At 53.5% G+C, this 18543-nt stretch carries 14 protein-coding genes; 9 read left to right on the forward strand and 5 right to left on the reverse strand.

Annotated elements, in window-relative coordinates:
• Positions 1-31: 31 nt before the first annotated feature.
• Both rpoC and rpoB read right to left on the reverse strand, forming a co-directional pair.
• Entirely contained in the window at positions 32-4780 is a 4749-nt protein-coding gene (gene rpoC, locus J0L72_09585) for a DNA-directed RNA polymerase subunit beta' (GenBank protein ID MBN8691020.1), read from the reverse strand.
• Positions 4781-4868: 88 nt separating this feature from the next.
• Complete coding sequence (gene rpoB, locus J0L72_09590) at positions 4869-8858, reverse strand: DNA-directed RNA polymerase subunit beta (GenBank protein ID MBN8691021.1); 3990 nt, start codon at positions 8856-8858, stop codon at positions 4869-4871.
• A 247-nt stretch (positions 8859-9105) separates the two neighbouring features.
• On the opposite strand from rpoB, the gene J0L72_09595 reads away from it, so the two are divergent.
• The 5 genes from J0L72_09595 to J0L72_09615 all read left to right on the forward strand — a co-directional run bounded on the left by J0L72_09595 (position 9106) and on the right by J0L72_09615 (position 12793).
• The gene (locus tag J0L72_09595; protein ID MBN8691022.1) at positions 9106-9486 is read left to right on the forward strand and encodes a RidA family protein; all 381 of its coding nucleotides are present in this window, start codon (positions 9106-9108) and stop codon (positions 9484-9486) included.
• A gap of 1 nt (position 9487) precedes the next feature.
• Complete coding sequence (locus tag J0L72_09600; GenBank protein MBN8691023.1) at positions 9488-10387, forward strand: quinate 5-dehydrogenase; 900 nt, start codon at positions 9488-9490, stop codon at positions 10385-10387.
• Between the two features lie 11 nt (positions 10388-10398).
• Complete coding sequence (locus J0L72_09605) at positions 10399-11466, forward strand: shikimate dehydrogenase (GenBank protein MBN8691024.1); 1068 nt, start codon at positions 10399-10401, stop codon at positions 11464-11466.
• Entirely contained in the window at positions 11467-12204 is a 738-nt protein-coding gene (locus J0L72_09610) for an ATP-binding cassette domain-containing protein (GenBank protein MBN8691025.1), read from the forward strand. It abuts the gene before it with no gap.
• An 82-nt stretch (positions 12205-12286) separates the two neighbouring features.
• The gene (locus J0L72_09615) at positions 12287-12793 is read left to right on the forward strand and encodes a Spy/CpxP family protein refolding chaperone (GenBank protein ID MBN8691026.1); all 507 of its coding nucleotides are present in this window, start codon (positions 12287-12289) and stop codon (positions 12791-12793) included.
• A 57-nt stretch (positions 12794-12850) separates the two neighbouring features.
• Here the strand turns inward: J0L72_09615 and J0L72_09620 are convergent, their stop codons facing one another.
• The 3 genes from J0L72_09620 to J0L72_09630 all read right to left on the reverse strand — a co-directional run bounded on the left by J0L72_09620 (position 12851) and on the right by J0L72_09630 (position 15148).
• The gene (locus J0L72_09620; GenBank protein ID MBN8691027.1) at positions 12851-13381 is read right to left on the reverse strand and encodes a GNAT family N-acetyltransferase; all 531 of its coding nucleotides are present in this window, start codon (positions 13379-13381) and stop codon (positions 12851-12853) included.
• Positions 13382-13427: 46 nt separating this feature from the next.
• Complete coding sequence (locus J0L72_09625; GenBank protein MBN8691028.1) at positions 13428-13793, reverse strand: nuclear transport factor 2 family protein; 366 nt, start codon at positions 13791-13793, stop codon at positions 13428-13430.
• An 80-nt stretch (positions 13794-13873) separates the two neighbouring features.
• Positions 13874-15148: a hypothetical protein gene (locus J0L72_09630; protein MBN8691029.1), complete on the reverse strand. Its 1275-nt coding sequence runs from the start codon at positions 15146-15148 to the stop codon at positions 13874-13876.
• Positions 15149-15276: 128 nt separating this feature from the next.
• On the opposite strand from J0L72_09630, the gene J0L72_09635 reads away from it, so the two are divergent.
• The 4 genes from J0L72_09635 to dnaN all read left to right on the forward strand — a co-directional run bounded on the left by J0L72_09635 (position 15277) and on the right by dnaN (position 18507).
• Positions 15277-16350, forward strand: coding sequence for a hypothetical protein (locus J0L72_09635; GenBank protein ID MBN8691030.1), 1074 nt, complete (start codon positions 15277-15279; stop codon positions 16348-16350).
• Positions 16351-16560: 210 nt separating this feature from the next.
• Entirely contained in the window at positions 16561-17103 is a 543-nt protein-coding gene (locus tag J0L72_09640) for a sigma-70 family RNA polymerase sigma factor (GenBank protein MBN8691031.1), read from the forward strand.
• Positions 17100-17390 carry a hypothetical protein gene (locus J0L72_09645; GenBank protein MBN8691032.1) on the forward strand — a complete coding sequence of 97 codons (291 nt, stop codon included), beginning with the start codon at positions 17100-17102 and terminating at the stop codon, positions 17388-17390. The genes J0L72_09640 and J0L72_09645 overlap by 4 nt, the downstream gene beginning before the upstream one ends.
• Before the next feature lie 16 nt (positions 17391-17406).
• Positions 17407-18507, forward strand: coding sequence for a DNA polymerase III subunit beta (gene dnaN, locus J0L72_09650; protein ID MBN8691033.1), 1101 nt, complete (start codon positions 17407-17409; stop codon positions 18505-18507).
• The last annotated feature ends 36 nt before the right edge of the window (positions 18508-18543 follow it).

Consider the following 18543-nt stretch of genomic DNA (forward strand, 5'->3'; position numbering starts at 1 on the left):
TCCGAGGCACCTGTAGAGAGGAAATTCTCTCTTAGTCGAGGCTTGGCTCTTCAGTACCGTCTTCCAGCCGAACTTCCTCTTGGAAGCTGGCCATATCGGCGATGCTGATTTCCGGCAGATCGAGTTCGTCTTCGAGAATCGTCTCGTCTGCTTCCACCAACGCGGTGAGCGATTGTTGCGCCCAGCTTGGTGCGGATCGATCAACTTCGATTCCGACATCTTGATAATGTCGAACGCCGGTACCAGTTGGGATCAAGCGACCAATGATCACGTTCTCCTTCAGACCGATCAGCGAATCTTGCTTTCCTCGCACTGCAGCTTCCGTCAACACGCGAGTCGTCTTTTGGAACGACGCAGCTGACAAGAACGAATCCGTGGCAAGCGATGCTTCGGTGATACCGAGCAGAATCCATTCGGCTTCTGCCTCTTGCGGATCTCGCTCAACATCTTCACCTGTCGCAGGATCAACGTACTTGATCTTCTTCTCTTCGGCGATCATCTTTCGCACTCGATCAGTCTCGCGTTGGAACCGGAATCGGTCCACGATCTGACCTGGCAAGAAGCTGGTATCGCCTGGCACCTTGACCTGTCGCTTTCGGAGCATTTGGCGAACGATGACTTCGACGTGCTTATCGTTGATGTCAACACCTTGGCTCTTGTAAACGCGTTGCAAGTTCGCGATGAAGTAGTCGTAAACCGCGTTGGCGCCTGCGAGCAACAGAACTTCGTGTGGATCAAGCGGACCGCCAGTGAGCGGGTCACCCTTAATAATCTTCGAACCCTTGTTGACTGGCAACTTACCTTGCGGTGGAACCAGCACAGGATAGAGAATCTTAACCTTCTCGATTCCTTGTCGCCGTAGAACCTGCAGGGTCGGCGCAGTCAGCTTGGAGCCAACCAATCGCTCGAGGCTTGGCTCGAGTCGACCATTTTCGCCTCGCTCCCAATCTTGCTTTTCACTGATGAACGCATCTCGGAGCGGTGCGGTGGTCGGCACGTCAGCCTCTACCACGACCCATCGGCCAAAGCTAGACTCTTGGACGTCGATCACATAACCCGAGACCGGGCAGATGATCGCCTTACCACGTGGGTTGCGCCGTGCTTCGAAGATTTCTTCGACACGGACGATACCGCTCGATTCACCCGTCCAGGTGACAAAGAAGGTCTTTCGGCTTCGATCCCAGAGCTTTTGGCTATCTCGGTCGAGCTTTTCAGCAGCCTTGGCAGCGGCCTTTGTTTGGCGCGCTGTCATCTTCTTTTCGCCGTCGGCTTCTTCGGTTTCGCGGTTCATCAATCCCTTGATCACCGATTCTTGATTCTCGATGAGCTTGGTAGGATCGAAGTCCTTGAGATCGGTTGAAGTAGCCGCGCTAAAGTCCGCAAGGAAGAGCTTAATGAACTTACCGGTTTTGTACTGGTTCGTTCCTGCAATAACCTTTGCACCCGCAACACCACCGGTGTGGAAGGTACGCATCGTTAGCTGGGTACCCGGTTCACCAATCGACTGGGCCGCGATGATTCCGACTGCAACGCCGATTTCAATCGTCTTCTTCGAAGACATGTCCATGCCGTAGCAGGTCGCGCAAACGCCTTGCTCAAGTTCGCAGGTCAGTGGCGATCGAATCTTGAGACCCAGTTCACCGTGTTCGGTGATCGTGAATCCAAACTCTTCGTACTTCTTGCCGATCTTCTCGCGCTCTTCATCGGTATCGACAGCGGCGATCTCCTTGAGATAGTCCTTTTCGAACTTTCCGATGTGAACAGCGAGGTCTTCCGAGACCATCGTTCCGTATTCGACGATTGGCTGCTTGGTTTCTCGGTCGATGACCGTAGCCAAGGTGTGGCGACCGATCACTCGATCTTGGATCGATTCGATCTGTTCGCCTTCATCCAGCAATCGATGAACGATAATGCCTTCGGTCGTACCGCAATCGCGCTTCTTGATGATCACGTCTTGGGCGACGTCGCAAAGACGGCGCGTCAAGTAACCCGCGTCAGCAGTTCGAAGTGCGGTATCGGCCAATCCCTTACGGGCACCGTGGGTGGTCACGAAGTACTCAAGCATCGACAGTCCGCGATGGAACGAGTTCTTAACCGGCAATTCGTAAATTACTTCGTTGAACTGGTTCATCATGAGGCCGCGCATTCCGGAGAGCTGCGAAAGCTGCTTCACCGAACCACGAGCACCGGACACCGTGATAATCGACAGTGGATTCATCTGGTGCATACCGTGCACCAGCTCCTTACCGATTTCGTCGTACGTTTCTTGCCAGAGCTTCACGAGGCTGTTTTGCATTTCGTTAAAGCCGAGCATTCCGCGTCGGAACTGTTGGTCGATACGCTGGGATCGGTTGTCTGCTTCGGCGAGGATTTCTTCTCGTCGTTGCGGCGGGTCCATGTCCGTGAGCGCGATGCTCAAACCGTACTTGGTGGCCCACTTGAATCCGAGGTCCTTCATGTCGTCGAGCAACTTGATCGTATTCTCCTTTCCGGCGACCTTGTGCGCAGTCACAATCGTTTCTGCAATCGCCTTCTTGGTGAGTTCGATGTTGATAAAGTTGTCGGCGTACTTCATCGGGAACGGCAAGATTTCGTTCAAGATCAGCTGGCCAGGGGTCACCTGGAATAGCTTCGTCTCGTGCTCCATCTCGAGTTCCTTGAGTTCGCGGACTTCGTCACCGTTCTCGTTCGTGATCGTTTCGTAAGCGTACTCTTGACCAGTCTTTGGATCGCGGTAGTCGACTTCCGACTCTGGTCGGCAAATCGGCCTGGTCAATCGAACCAGAACTGGGTCATTGATGATAAATCCTCGATCTTCTGCACTCACGTTGTCCATGACATACAGAACCTCGTCGATTCCGCTGTAAACGTGCGGCGCTGGGTTCTTGTCTGGATCTGCCTTGTGAGCTTCGATCTGAGCCTGAAGACGATTCTTACCTTCGACGCGAGTGAATGTCAGCGCGTAGCAACCCAAAACGATGTCTTGGATCGGCGAAACGGTTGGCTTTCCGTCGGCTGGGCTAAACAGGTTCTGCGTCGAGAGCATGAGCACTCGAGCTTCAGCCTGCGCTTCCGTGCTGAGTGGTACGTGCACAGCCATCTGGTCGCCGTCAAAGTCCGCGTTATAGGCGTGGCAAACGAGCGGGTGAACCTGAATCGCCTTACCTTCAACGAGAATCGGCTCGAAAGCTTGAATTCCCAATCGGTGAAGGGTCGGAGCACGGTTCAGAAGCACCGGATGCTCGGCGATGACTTCTTCGAGGCCATCCCAAACCGCCGGGTGCATTCGGTCGATCATGCGCTTTGCAGTCTTGATGTTCTGCGTGATCTTCTTTTCGACCAAGCTCTTCATCACGAACGGCTTGAACAGTTCGAGCGCCATCTCCTTCGGCAGACCGCACTGGTGCAGCTTAAGGTGAGGACCAACCACAATCACCGATCGTCCGGAGTAGTCCACACGCTTACCGAGGAGGTTCTTTCGGAACCGGCCTTCCTTACCCTTGAGCATGTCGCTCAAGGACTTCAGTGGGCGCTGGTTGCTACCAACGACAGGTCGGCTTCGTCGGCCATTGTCGATAAGCGCATCCACGGCTTCTTGGAGAAGTCGCTTTTCGTGGTTGATAATGGACTCAGGAGCTTGGATTTCCATGATCCTCTTGAGTCGGTTGTTGCGGTTGATAATTCGTCGGTAAAGATCGTTGAGGTCCGAAGTCGCGAACCGGCCACCATCGAGCTGAACCATCGGGCGCAATTCAGGGGAGATGACAGGAACGGAGTCCAAAATCATCCAATCTGGTCGGCTCTTCGAGCTGATCAGCGCTTCGCACAGTTCGAGTCGCTTGATTGCTCGGGCTCGCTTTTGGCTAGTCGTGACAACGATTTCGTGGCGGAGTTCTCGCGCCATTCGCTCTAGGTCGACGCGTCGCAGCAGCTCCTTGGCTGCGTCTGCGCCGATGTTTGCGCGGACCAAGCCACCAAGGTCGGTGCGAAGTCGTCGATCGACGGCATCAAGCATCTTGCTAATTGCGCGCCACTTGTCTTCTTCGATGAGCTGATTGAGTTCAAGCTTGCCAAGTAGATCGACGGCGACGTCAAGATCCTTGAGTCGGTCGTCTGCGTCGCGGTATTCCGCACGAATTCGGTCAAAGGCAGCCTTCATGCGCTCTTTGACAAACTGCTCATCCATGTACTCGTCTGGGTTGTTGCGCATCTCGTTGGTGAGTCGCGTAACCGATTCGAGTTCCAGGTCTTGCATCTGGACCATGATGTGCTTCTTCTCCGCTTCCACAGCTTCGCGGATTTTCGGCATCATCTCCTGGATTTGCTCAGCTTCGATATCAATGATGATGAAGCTGGCAAAGTAGATGACCTTCTCGAGCTGTCGTGGGCTGATATCTAGGATCAACGAAAGTGGGGATGGGACACCCTTGAGGTACCAAATGTGGCACACAGGAGCGGCGAGTTCCACCACACCCATGCGTTCTCGGCGGACCTTGCTGCGGGTGACTTCAACGCCACATCGCTCGCAAATGATCCCCTTGTACTTGATCTTCTTGTATCGACCGCACGAGCATTCCCAGTCCTTTACAGGACCGAAGATGCGCTCGCAGAACAGACCATCGCGTTCGGGTTTGAACGTTCGATAGTTGATCGTCTCCGGCTTCTTGACCTCGTAGCTGATCATTTGGCCGTTGGCGTCTTTGCGGATCGACCAGCTCCGAATTTCTTCGGGGCTAGCGATGCCGATACGGATCTTATCAAAAAGGCTTACGTCTGCCATGTTATTTGTGTGTTTGTCGAGTTAAAACGCTTGTTAAATCCTGGAGCCTGAACCACCCAAAAAGGGTGATTCAGGCTCAATTTTGGGGCTAGTTAAAGAATCCGACGCTTCGAGCCAGTCGGACATCGTCCCCGGCGGTCAGCTCATCGAGATCCTTTAGCGTCAGTTCGCGATTGTTCTGGTCTTCGACAGAAACCTTCAAGCAGAGTGATCGAAGTTCGTTCACCAAGATCTTGAAGGACTCAGGAATTCCAGGCTCCGAAATGGTCTCACCCTTGACGATGCTTTCGTACGCCTTTACGCGGCCCATAACGTCGTCGGACTTGATGGTGAGAAGCTCTTGCAGCGTGTATGCAGCGCCGTAGGCTTCAAGCGCCCACACTTCCATTTCACCAAATCGCTGACCACCAAACTGCGCCTTACCACCGAGCGGTTGCTGTGTGACAAGGGAGTAGGGGCCAATCGAACGTGCGTGAATCTTTTCGTCGGCAAGGTGTTCCAGTTTCAGGATGTACATCACGCCCACGGTGATTGGGTTTGGCAACTTATCGCCTGTCAAACCATCCCGCAGGAAGCTCTTGCACGATTCTGGATCGATACCAGCGCGATCGAACGAGTTCTTTCGGATCGTTTCGATGATTTCGGCATAGACCTTGTCGTCAGCCTTGTGCGCCGGACCTTCGGTCTCTGGAAGTTCGTCTGGAGTCCATTCGTCGAGATCAAGAATCTCAGAAACTGCCTTGACCGGAGCCGCAGCCAGAATCCGGCTGATGTTCTCGAGCCGATCGACATCCATGCTGCGAAGCTTCTTTTCGACCTTGGCAAGCATCTCATCGAGAGGCTCGTCGATATCGAAACCGATGTTCAAGCCGAGTTCGCGATTGACGTAGGCATCCAGCACCTTTCGGCGCATATCTTCTGCCATGCGTTGAACTTCATCAAGGATCTCGTGCTCTGTAGCACCTTCAAACGCTGGGCACTCGTAACGAACACCGAAGTGTCGCCCGACATAGCCGAGGTGGGTTTCCAGAATCTGCCCGATGTTCATACGAGAAGGCACACCGAGCGGGTTTAGCACCACGTCTACCGGCGTTCCGTCTGCCAAGAACGGCATATCTTCGACCGGAAGAATCTTCGAAATAACACCCTTGTTTCCGTGACGTCCTGCCATCTTGTCGCCGACCATCAGCTTTCGCTTCTGGGCTACGTAGACCTGGACAGTCATGTTGGTACCGGCCGGCAATTCGTCACCTGCAATCTGGATCAACGGATCTTCGGTGCGGTCGCAAATCGGTCGCTCTCGCTTCTTCGATTCCTTATAGATGTAGTTGATATTCGGGCTGAGGTACTTGTACCGGCTGAACACCTTCACATCCACGACTGTTCCCTTTTCGCCGTGTGGCAATCGCAGTGAAACGTCGCGGGTTTCTTCGGCCTTCTTACCAAAGATCGCGATAATGAGCCGCTCTTCAGCGGTCATTTCGGTTTGACCCTTCGGCGCAACCTTACCCACAAGAATGTCTTCTGGCCGGACTTCAGCACCGATTCGGATGATTCCGTTCTCGTCGAGGTCCTTCAGAGCGTCATCGCCAACGTTTGGAATGTCGCGAGTGATTTCTTCTGGGCCAAGCTTTGTGTCCACCGCTTCCGATTCGTGCCGCTCGATGTGAATCGAAGTAAACACGTCGTCCTTCACCATGCGCTCGCTGATCAGAATCGCGTCTTCATAGTTGTATCCGCCCCATGGCATAAACGCGACCAGCACGTTCTTACCTAGAGCCAATCGACCATCGTCGCAAGTTGGACCGTCCGCAAGCGGATCACCTTGGAGAACTCGGTCCCCAGGAATCACGCGTGGTCGGTGCGTAAAGCAAGTCGACTTGTTCGACTGCACCAAGTGCATCAGCGGGTAGACATCGAGTCCGCCATCGTCGTTCTTGATTCGAATTTCTTGGCTCGTGACTTGCTCGACAACGCCTGGGCGGTGAGCCACAACGGCGGCGCCGGAGTCCACAGCGGCGGTTCGCTCGTAGCCCGTGCCAACAATCGGCGCATCGCTTCGAAGCGTTGGAACAGCCTGACGTTGCATGTTCGCACCCATCAGAGCGCGGTTTGCGTCGTCGTTTTCAAGGAACGGAATGAGCGCCGTAGCCACAGAGATGATCTGCTGCGGCGAGACGTCCATGTACTGAACCAAATGCTTTGGAATCGTCGGATACGACGCACCACCAAAGTCTCTATCACCAGCCGGGCATCGCACCTTGACGAAATCGTCAACGATATTGCCATCCGCGTCCAAAACCATGTCTGCAGGAGCAATTCGGCAATGGAAGTCGTCGTTCGCGGTGAGATAAGTGATCTCGTTGAGAACCTTGCCATCCACGACCTTTCGGTACGGGGTCATCAAGAACCCGAACTCATCGATCCTCGCATGGGTCGTCATCTGGCTGATGAGACCGATGTTTGGACCTTCAGGAGTTTCGATCGGGCAGATTCGGCCGTAGTGAGATCGGTGAACGTCACGGACTTCCAGCTTTGCGCTGGTTCGCTGGAGACCACCAGGACCGAGGCTCGAAAGCCTTCGCTTGTTGGTGATTTCGCTAAGCGGGTTCGTTTGGTCCATGAACGTGCTGAGCTGGTTGGAGCTAAAGAAGCTCTTAATGCTCGCGCTCACAGGCTTGACGCTAAGAATAATTCCTGGGAGCAAGTTGTCTTGATCCGCAGAAGTCATTCGCTCGCGGGCAACCTTCTCCATTCGGACAAAACCGAGTCGGAGTTGGGATTGCAGCAACTCGCCCACGCTTCGGACGCGCTTGTTCTTGAGGTCGTCAATGTCATCGCGCTCAGCGTCGCCAAGGATGTAGGGCTCCATCGCCAGGATGATTCCCGCCAAGTCGTCGCTGGTCAGATTGCGAACAGTGATAGGCACGTTGACCTTCAATCGCTGATTCAAGAATCGGCGACCAACCTTTCCGAGGTCGTAGCGCTTGACTTCAAAGAACTGACTGTAAATGAGTTGCTTTGCAGCGTCTTCAGTTGCAGCTTCACCCGGACGCATTCGCTTGAACAAGTCCAGCATCGCGTCGCGCGTGTTGGTGGTCTTATCTGCTTCCAGGGTCGAGTTCACCAGCGGAGACAACTTCAGCACTTCAAGGCCATCGAGCTCCATGGATTCGATCTTCTTCGCGGTTTCGCGATCGATCTGCTCCATCTTGTGGACGATCACCTTCGTGCCTTCGGTTAAGTCGTTCAGCAGTCGGCAGTTCACCAGGTCGTCTGCGACCGGCTTATCGAGCGTGACTTCTTCGCCGAAGTGCCACAGCATCTCTTCGTTGGTCGACAGCGCGGATTCAACTTCAACAACCGTATCGAGCACGGTGTCAGGAAGGGTCGAAAGAATCTTCTTCGAGAGGATCGTTCCTCGATCGAGCAGCACTTCGCCAGTTGATGAATCAGCCAAAGGCTCAACGAGCTTCTTCTTACCTGCATCTCGAACCTTCAGCTGGTATCGAATTCGGCCACGGTACTTTTCAGGATTGTTGCTATCGAAGAACGCGTGGATCGCCTTCACCAATTGGGTGATTGGCAGCTTCTTGGTTTGGCTAACCTGAGTGTAAACCACGTGGTTCGAATCGGATTCGACTTCGAGCCATGGACCTTCGGTAGGAATAATACGCGCAGAGACGATGACCTGCATTGCAGTGTCAACGCCTTCTTCAAAATACAGACCCGCGGATCGCGAAAGCTGGGAAACAATGACGCGCTCGCGGCCATTGATAATAAAGGTTCCCTTGTCGGTCATCAAAGGCAAGTCGCCCAGATAGACCTCGGACTCGATCTCTTCTCGGTCTCGTCCACCGAATCGGACGGTGGCCTTGATAGGAGCCTCGAACGTCATGTCACGATCTCGGCAGTCTTGAATCGAGTACTTAGGTTCTCCCAGATGGAAATCTACGAACTCAATATAATTGGATTGCGTAAAATCCCAAATTGGGGAAAACGTTTTAAATAGTTCGGGAAGTCCTTCTTCTAGAAACCAGCGATAGCTGTTGAGTTGAAGTTCGATCAGGTTCGGCATGCTTAGGGGTTGGGAAAGACGTTTTGTTGCCGGCTGAATAACTCTCATTCATTCCTCCTGGGGATACCGCAAAACGGCACGATTTCACCTGGCGTGAAAAGGGGTGCACAGTCTCGGGGCTATAACATTATCCCTACCGGCACAGACTATGTCAAGGCCGGATTAACATTTCAGGCTGTTTCCACCGCAATTTTATGTGCATTTTCCTTGAACTGCGGGTTGACAAAATTTCGGTACTCTAGCCGGTATGCGACAAGTCGTTTCGACGCCAGATGCTCCTGGTGCCATCGGACCCTATTCCCAGGCGATCAAAGCTTCGGGGACGTTCCTATTCATCAGCGGCCAGATCCCTCTTCGTCCGGACGGTTCTATGGTGGGCCCAAGCATCGAGGAACAGTGCGAACAAGTGATGAGCAACCTTGAAGCGGTCCTGAAGGCAGGCGGTTCCAGCTTCGGTAACGCCGTGAAGACCACAATTTTGCTGAGTTCGATGGACCACTTTGCCACTGTCAATGAGATCTACGGCAAGCGCTTTGGCGACAGGCCGCCAGCTCGTGCCACATACTCGGTGGTTGGACTGCCCAAAGGTGTGGACATCGAGATCGAAATGATCGCTTTGGTGGACTAATTTGAAGCACGTCGTATCGGTGAGCTTGGGGAGCAGCGCGCGCAATAAGTCGAGCGAATTTGAGATGCTCGGCGAGCGTTTCTTGCTTGAACGCATCGGCACCGACGGCGACATGAAGGCTTTCAAAGCGAAGTTCGAAGAACTCGATGGCAAAGTCGACGCGATGGGAATCGGTGGCGCAGACCTCTATCTGGTCAGCGGCGAGCGCAAGTTTGCCTTTCGGGAGATTGCGCATTGCATTTCTGGGGTGAAACGAACGCCAATAGTGGACGGCAGTGGACTCAAGCACACGTTGGAACGCAAGAGCATTGAATTCCTTTCCGAAAGTCACCAGATCGATTTCGCCAAGGAGAAAGTGTTTCTGGTCAGCGCCGTCGACCGTTATGGAATGGCGCAGGCTCTGGATAAGGTTTGCCCAGACGTAATCTATGGCGATTTGCTGTTCGGCATCGGGCTGAATCTACCTATTCGAACCTACGCGGGTGTCCAAAGATTGGCAAACGTGTTGCTGCCAGTAATCACCAAATTGCCTTTCAAGTGGTTTTATCCGACGGGTGAAAAGCAAGATCAACGCACGCCAAAGTTCCAAAAGGTGTGGGATGACCGCACTTTCATTTGTGGGGATTCGTTGTTCATCTTGCGATTTGCGCCTGATCGCCTCGAGTGGAAAACGATCCTCACTCAGAGCGTGCGCGCGGCCAATTTGGAATACTTCAAGTCGGCAGGGGTGAAGCAGTTGATCACCACCACGCCCGTTGTCGGGAACGAGACTTTCGCCACAAACGTCATGGAAGCAGCCATCGTGGCGTTATTAGGTAAGGGCCAGACCCCGCTTCTTGAGTCAGAATATGAAGAAGTTTTGGGGCGCATGAACTGGAAACCGAACGTCATTCAACTTTAGGAAGTTCAATTTTGAAGAAATTCGCCTTTGTGGTCCATCCGATTGCTGCGCGTGACGCGGCCCGCAAGTATCCCCTTTTGGGCATACTGCCTGATGGCGCGATTGAGGCGATTATGCGCATCAAAAAGCCCAGCGTCGTGAGCCAAATCACAGGGATTGAATCGACTACTGGCGCAAAGACCGAAGGCTGGTTTATCGGCTTGCCAATGACTCCGCACATGATGATGGAGCCTTCGAACCTTGATTTCACCTACGATCAGATTGTTCGTTGCGCCGAAATCGCCGAGGGACTTGGCGCAGACATAATCGGTCTTGGCGCGTTCAGTAGCGTGGTCGGCGACGGCGGCATCACGGTGGCGAGTCGATCCAAGATAGCAGTGACCACTGGAAACGCTTACACCGTCGCGACAGCGATTGAAGGTGCGATCAAAGCTTGCAATCTGCTGGGTGTGAATCCAGCCGATTCGGAGTTGGCAGTCGTCGGAGCGACCGGGAGCATCGGAAAAACCTGCGCAAAGGTCTTGGCTCCTCAATTCAGATCGACCGTTCTGCTGGGTCGCGATTTAGAGCGTACTGCTGCCGTTGCAGACGAATTGCCTCGTGCCAGAGCCAGCACCAATCCGACTGATCTAAAGGGTGCAGAAGTTTTGATCACGGTGAGTTCGGCTGGCAAGGAGATCGTATTCCCCGAGAATCTTGCGATCGGAGCTGTCGTGGTAGATGTTGCGAGGCCGCGCGACGTCAGCGTACGAGTATCCAAAGAGCGTCCAGATGTTTTGGTGATCGAAGGCGGCGTGGTCAAGGTTCCCGGCAAGCCAGAATTCAACTTCAATTTCGGATTTCCTGCGGGGACAGCCTATGCTTGCATGAGCGAGACGATGATGCTCGCGCTGGACGACCGGATCGAGAACTTCACCCTTGGCAAAGAGGTCAGCGTGCAACAGGTCGAGGAGATTTCTTCGATTGCCGCCCGTCACGGATTCGAGCTCTCAAGTTTCCGTAGCTTCGAACGTGCGGTCGACGAGGCCACCATCGCCAAGGTGCGTGAGGCACGTCAGAAAGTGGCGGTCACTGCGTAAATGCTGGACGTATCTGGCGTTTCCCACTGGTACGGCACGCGCCAAGTGCTCAACGAAATCAGTTTCAGCGTCGAGAATGGCGAGATTCTGGCGATCATGGGCGCCAGCGGCGGTGGGAAGACGACCCTTCTGAAGTGCATCAGTGGTCTGTTGCGGCCGACTCAAGGCTCGATCTTGGTTGATGAAATCGACGTAGTCAAGCAGCCCGAACTTGCCCGGGAGAACATGGGCTTAGTCTTTCAATACGCCGCGCTATTTGATTACTTGAATGTCGAGGACAACATCGTCTTTGGCGTCCAGCGTAAGCGCAAGCTCAAGCCAAAAGACAAAGCTGAGCTCGTGAACACGCTTCTTCAACTGGTTTCTCTGGAACCTGAAGTGTCGAAATTGATGCCGAGCGAACTGTCTGGCGGGATGCGAAAGCGAGTCGGTCTCGCAAGAGCACTCGCGACTAGTCCCAAGCTTTTGCTTTACGATGAACCCACCAGCGGGCTCGATCCAGTCACGGCTTACAGTGTTGACCGGCTCATCGTGGACACGCGAAATCGAACCGGCATGACCAGCGTTGTGGTCAGCCATGATGTCAATAGCGTCTTTCGGGTCGCCGACAAAATCGCGTTCTTAGCGGACGGCGAGTTGCAGTTCTTTGGGACCCAAAAGGACTTCGAATCGAGCAATCATGACGCGATCCGCGAGCTTGTAGACAAGGCCGCGGCGCACAGCTTGGGCGTTTTATAAGTTCAAATTGATTTTTCGGTGAACATTCCCTTTCAGATTGCGTTGTTCATTCTTGAACGACTTTGAAAAGCGAGATAACCGTATGAAAAAGCTGATTACTTTTATCGTCTCTGCGCTGATGGTGGGCGTGATGGCTACCGCAGCGATGGCTCAAGATGCTGGTCCTGGTGGACGCGGTCCTGGCGGTGCACCAGGTGGACGAGGACCTGGTGGCCCTGGCGGACCTGGCGGCGATCGCACCAAGATGCGCGCAAAGATGAAAGAGATTGAAGCAAAGGTTCTTGCCCAGCTGAAGCTCACCGATGCGCAAAAGACGAAGATCAAGAACCTGAACGCTAAGTATGACAAGCAGATGGCTGATCTTCAAAAATCGACCGCAGATCGAGAAACCAAGATGAAGAAATTGCGGACGATGATGGAGAGCCGCCGAAAGGAATTCATGGCCATCCTCACTCCTGAGCAGCAAAAGAAGTTCGATGCTTTGATGAAGGCAGAAATGGAAAAGTTGCGCAAGGAACGCGAGAAGAACGGCGGTCAAAAGCCAGGTGGCTCGAAGCCAAGCGGCGGCAAGCCATCCAAGCCAAACTAATCAATCCAACCCCCTCTAAACAAGAATGGAGAGCCTATCGGCTCTCCATTCTTGTTTTTAGTCCCCAAAGTTCTTCAGGAGGAATCCCCATTCCGGCGCCTCGTCTGGGTCATCGCAAATACGCTCCCCAACTCGAACTGCGCCAAAAGACTCGTACAATCGGTGCGCATCGATAAACTTCTTATCGCTCCAAATCTCAAGGTTTTGTCCTGGAGTTTCGTCGAGAATGCGCTCGAAAATCTCTGTCGCGATTCCCTGCCGCCTTGCATCGGGATGGACGTACATCCGAATCACTTCGGCAGATGTTCGTGAAACCCTCACGGTTCCCTCTTCTAGCGCAGTCGAGCCGAGTTCGCCAGGAGTCTCGGCGTGGAACGCGACACCGCCGCATCCAACGATCTGGCCGTTTGTAGCTTCAGCAATCCAGAACCGCGCCATCAGTGGATCACAGTACTCGGTCAAATCGTATAGGTCCGAGTGATAGCCGGATTCATCCCATGTGAACCCATACTCGTCATACACTGCCTGTACGACCCGCACAACTCCAGGTGCGTCATGTGGCCGAACTAATCGAATTTGGTATGCCATGACTGAAACTCAATCATGGCATTCTATCCAGTCGTGTGGGCCTAAATTATGCGCCTTCTTCAGGTGCGTAGCAGAATCGCTCTCGAACGATCTTGCCATCCTGCAGTTCGTACACACCGACTTCCTGCATTTGCGATCGTTGACCCGAGGGCTTATGGGTTGTATCCATGTCGTAAACAACCGCAAACAGGTTGTCGCCGTGTGGGAAGGGGCCGGTGGCTTTCAAGCTGTGCGCTTCAAAATTCTCTGCCCACCACTCATTCTTGGCGTTGATGCCTTCCATCCCTTTAGATTCCATCCCATCGGCTTCGATGCTGACGATTTCGGGCGAGTAGAGCTCCGCATAGATCGGCTCCCAGTTACCGGCATTGAACAATTCGACGAGGCGTGTGCCAACTTCTATAGCTTTCATTGATTTTCCTTTGTGGGTTTCCCCAGTTCGAAATTGATTATAGTAGACGCGTGTTTACTTGTCAAGACCTCTCTCGAAAATTAATCGCCATTTAATCCAAAATTGGCGGTCACGAGGTCGAAATCGCTACTTCCGACTTCCCCGTCTCCATCCAGATCGGTGTTCGAGTTCGATGATCCAAAGGCTGCGACCACCGCATCAAAGTCGTTCGAACCCACCTCATTGTCTTCGTCAACATCGCCGTTGATGAGGCTAAACGCAACGTTCACCGAGCTGCTGTTCAAGGTGACCGATTGCTTCTTGATCAGCCAGTGGCCGACCTTAGCCAGCAAGTCGTAGGTACCGAATCGAGTACTTTGAATCGTAAATCCGCCATTGGATGACAAAGTTGTCGGCGCGAAGGTTTGCACTACGGTCGTCCCCTGTTTCAGCGTAAAGGTCACGGGATATGCGCCGATCGGGCCGAGCCAGTTCTGCAGATCGACAGTGCCAGTGATCGTCGACGGGGGCGCGGTGAGTTGATAAGCCACGTCGGATAAGAGCTGATGTCCAATTCGCGTCGGGTGCACCTCGTCGTAGAAAAGGTACTGGTCTGGATTCGGCACAACGGTGCTGCCAACTAAAGCTGGCTGCGTGACGTTCGTCAGTCCGTAGTTCGCAGGATGCGCCTGTACATCGTTGAGGTTGCTGGCGACATCGAATGCGATGAATGTCGCTGCCGGAAAGTCCGTTCGCAATGTCGCGATTTTGGAAGCCAACGTTGTGTTGTGGGTTTGGCTGACAGCGTTCTTCGGGATTTCGTCCACTGTGCCTCGGTAGCGCGGAGTATTTCCGAGTAGAGGGAGGTTCGGGATCAAGAATTGTCGTGCGCCTCGAGCATACAGCGTTCGAATGTCAGCGTCAATCCGTGATGGAGGGATCGTGCCATCGGTTTGACCATCAAAGTAGTCGTTCGCGCCGCACCACACAACGTACAGCTGGTTCGCGTTGATCGCGGGATTTGCCGCAAGATACCGGCTGACTTGAGTCGAGACGTTCGGGAACTGGAAGAATAGAAATCCGAACGTTCCGGTTCCGCTACTTGCACCGCCAAATGCCCAGTTCGTCCCGCTGGCACCGCTTCGCGCCAATGCGATGTTGTAACGAGTCGCTAGTCGCTCGATCCACACCAACCCATTTGAGAACCGACCTTGATAGTAGTTCGAGCCAGGCTGAACTCCCAACGTTCCTGCGCTGATGTTGCCCATATCCGAAAGACTGTCACCGAAAACGATGATCTTGTTGAATGCGCCAAGACACTTGGACGAGACCAAACAGCTCAGAACGATACCGGCGACGATACGAACTCGCGACATTCAACCATTTTAACTTGGAATTACGAATCTCACGAGCAAAATGAAAAAATAGATATTTGATGTATCAAGTATCTCGGTTGCGCACTCAATGACTTCATCAGCTGGGAAACCGGTTTGGGAGGATGAACATGAACTTCAAAAATTACGCTGTCTTGCTGTCACTGACTCTTTCGGGAGGGGCGTTGGCCCAAACTTATCAGGCGACGGTTTATCCGGACAACACGCTTGTTAATGGAATTTCTTCTTCAATTGGAGGAGGACATTGGGGCGGCAAAGCGGCCTTGTTCGACGGGTTTGGAAGGCCACAAATTGTGCATCCGAAGTTCCTGGATTCTGCAACCACAACCGGTACCTCTTACATCAACGCTCGCAATGGCGAACTCTCTGTGGGCTATGGCATCTATGCTCAAAATCCGGGTCATACCGTTGCGATTAGGTGGGTGGGCAAAACCGCGCTCCGTCTCACCAATCCATTCCCGGCGTGGGGTGCCGTCGCCGTTTCTACAGATGGTAATCAAATCGTAGGTACTGTGATTGACATCACAACAGGGCAAGAATCCGTCGGCCCCGGCGACCAGCATGGAATCATTTGGGACGCCCAAACCGGCGCAGTCATCGCAGATTTGTATGATGGCAAGCCTCAATACATCACCGGCGGAGCGGGCGGAATTCAGGTCGGCTATGACTTTGCCAGTAACGGTGCCCAGGCTCGGATGTGGCGAGGAACTGCTCGGCCAGCCATCAACCTGCATCCAACGGCTTACGACGTCTCACAAGCCGTCGCAACGGATGGCGTCACACAAGTTGGCAACGTGGGCATCGCCGTACGGTTGTTTGACGAAACACACCATGGCACTCGCGTGATGATGAACAGTGCAGCGGTTTGGCATGGCAAAGCAAGTTCATTGCAAACCCTAGGCTATTACCTCCCGGGCTATCCGCACTTTGTGAGCTTTGCGACCGGAGTCTCGGGTCCGTTCGTTTGCGGCGTCGGTCAGGCTAAGAACTATGCAGGGACAACCCAAACGACTCATGCCGTCGTGTGGGATCTGTATCGCTACCAGCCGATCGATCTGCACTTTACATTGCCGACGGGATACATTTCATCGAGGGCGACGAGTGTCGACGCTGATGGAAATGTCACCGGATACACGGTGGATGCGCTCGGCCGTGTTCATGGCGTGATTTGGACTCGAAACTAAGCCCTATCACTTCTATCCTTTGCTGGGTTCGAATTGCGATTGATCGTCGTGATTCGAATCCAGTTTCGTTTATGACTCGCCGATTGAGAATACGGCGGGAATAGTTCAGCCGCCCACAACAATATGGGCAGAAACGGCCCATTCTCGCTCCGGTGCCGGATATAATCACCGAGCGCCCCGCGAATGTGCGAGGGCCGCGAAGTGTGACGCATGTCCCAAGAGCTGACAGAAGAATCCTTATTAGAACGGAGGTACCTGAATGCGCTGGCCAATGGAGATTCCAGCGCCTTGGGTGGTCTGTATGAGCTCTATGGCGAGCGGATTTTCCGCTACGCTTATCGAATGCTAGGCAACCGCTCGGATGCCGAAGACGCCACTGCAGAAACCTTTTTGCGAGTGCTTCGCCGATCGAGTGAATTGCGCGCCGATGGTGCCTTTCGCACCTGGCTTTTCCGCATTACTCGGAATCTTTGCATCGATCGTATGCGTCAACATAAGTTACTAGAGTTGCCTCAGGATGCCCAGTATGGAAGTCCGGAGGAGAAAACAACTCTTCGAGTCACCGTTCAACAGGCTTTGGCGGATTTGCCGCCGGATTATCGCGAGCCATTGATTTTGTGTGATTTGGAGGACATTTCAGCCAAGGAAGCGGCAGAAGTCCTTAAGATAACCGTACCGGCGCTCAAGTCGCGGCTTTACCGTGGTCGTCGAGCGCTCCGAGACAAACTGGGCACTGCCCTGGAGAGAAAATGAAGCAAGAGGAACTCTACGAGAGATTAGTGGATCTCTATGTGGGCGACGAATTGCCAGAAGAACTCATGGAAGAGTTGGAACTGGCTTCTACCCGCAATCGCCAACTCGCGCAAGATATGCATTCTTTGCGCCAGACCGTGGAAATGCTGCGCGCTATTCCACAGCCAAAGTACCGCGAGGAATCGTTCCATCGAATCCTGTTCAAGCTGTACGCTGGAGGTGCTAATCCGCAACCCAAGAGTTCTCCGCCTGCTTATTTTCAATATCAGTTACCCATTAACGGATAGGAGCTATTAAACAATCGTGAAGCTGGAATGTTCTCGCAAAGACTTGGTCGATGCTATCGCTCTTGTTGCCCCCGCAGCAAGTTCGCGCTCGCCACAACCACTGTTTCAAACCATTCGGTTAGAAGCGGCTGAAAACAGCCTCGAGCTAATGGCTTGCGATGGCGAAATGTGGGCCGAACGCGCAATTCTAGCTGCCGTTGAAGAGCCAGGTGCTGTTTGTGTACAGGCAAAGGTTCTACAAGAGCTGATTACTCTTCTCCCAGATGGTCCGGTCACTTTGGAAAAGACCAGCGGTGCCGTTTTCGTGCGTTCTGGCGCGTCCGAATGGCGACTCATGGCGCTCAATGCCGACGACTTTTTGACGATCCCTACGATCAACGCATCGAGTCGATTCACCCTCAAGATGGGCGAATTCCGAGATGCTGTTGACGGCGTACTTTATGCCGTGGCCGACGATGGCGGTAGGGCTGTTCTCACTGGTGTCCAGTTCAACTACGATGGTCAGCTCCTGACTTTGGTGGCAACGGACACTCACCGACTTGCTGTCAACCGGATTGAAAAACCAGGAATCGGATCGAACTTGACGGTCGTGATGAGCGAAAAATCTCTCAAGACAATCAAGAACCTGCCCGTTGGCGACGAAGAAGAAATCACGATTGAATTCGACGACACGCGGCTTTCTGTCGATACCGGAACTGCACGAGTCGTTTCTCAACTTCTCAGCGGCGCCTATCCAAACTGGGAGCGTGTGGTTCCAAACGAGTTCACCCGAACATGGAAGCTTGACCGCGCAGAGCTGATGGAGAATCTGAAGCGAACGATGATTCTTGCCCGAGATGCCGCCAATCGCGTACGATTCGGTGGCAACGGAATGCAAGTGATCATTTCGGCACGATCTGACGAAAAGGGCGAGGCGAAGGAAGAGATTCCGGCGATTATGGAAAATGGCGATATCGAAATCGCTTTCAACGGTCGCTATCTGCTTGAAGCCCTGAATGCGATGCGGTCCGATAGCATCGTGGCGCAGCTCACCGAAGCCAGCCGGCCGGCGATCATTCGTCCAAACGATGAATCCACTGAGCGGTTCTGCGTGATCATGCCGATGACGCTAAACTAACCATTTGGTTGACAAATAGAAAATCCCGGTTAGCAT

Source organism: Armatimonadota bacterium (assembly GCA_017303935.1).
GTDB lineage: Bacteria > Armatimonadota > Fimbriimonadia > Fimbriimonadales > Fimbriimonadaceae > JAFLBD01.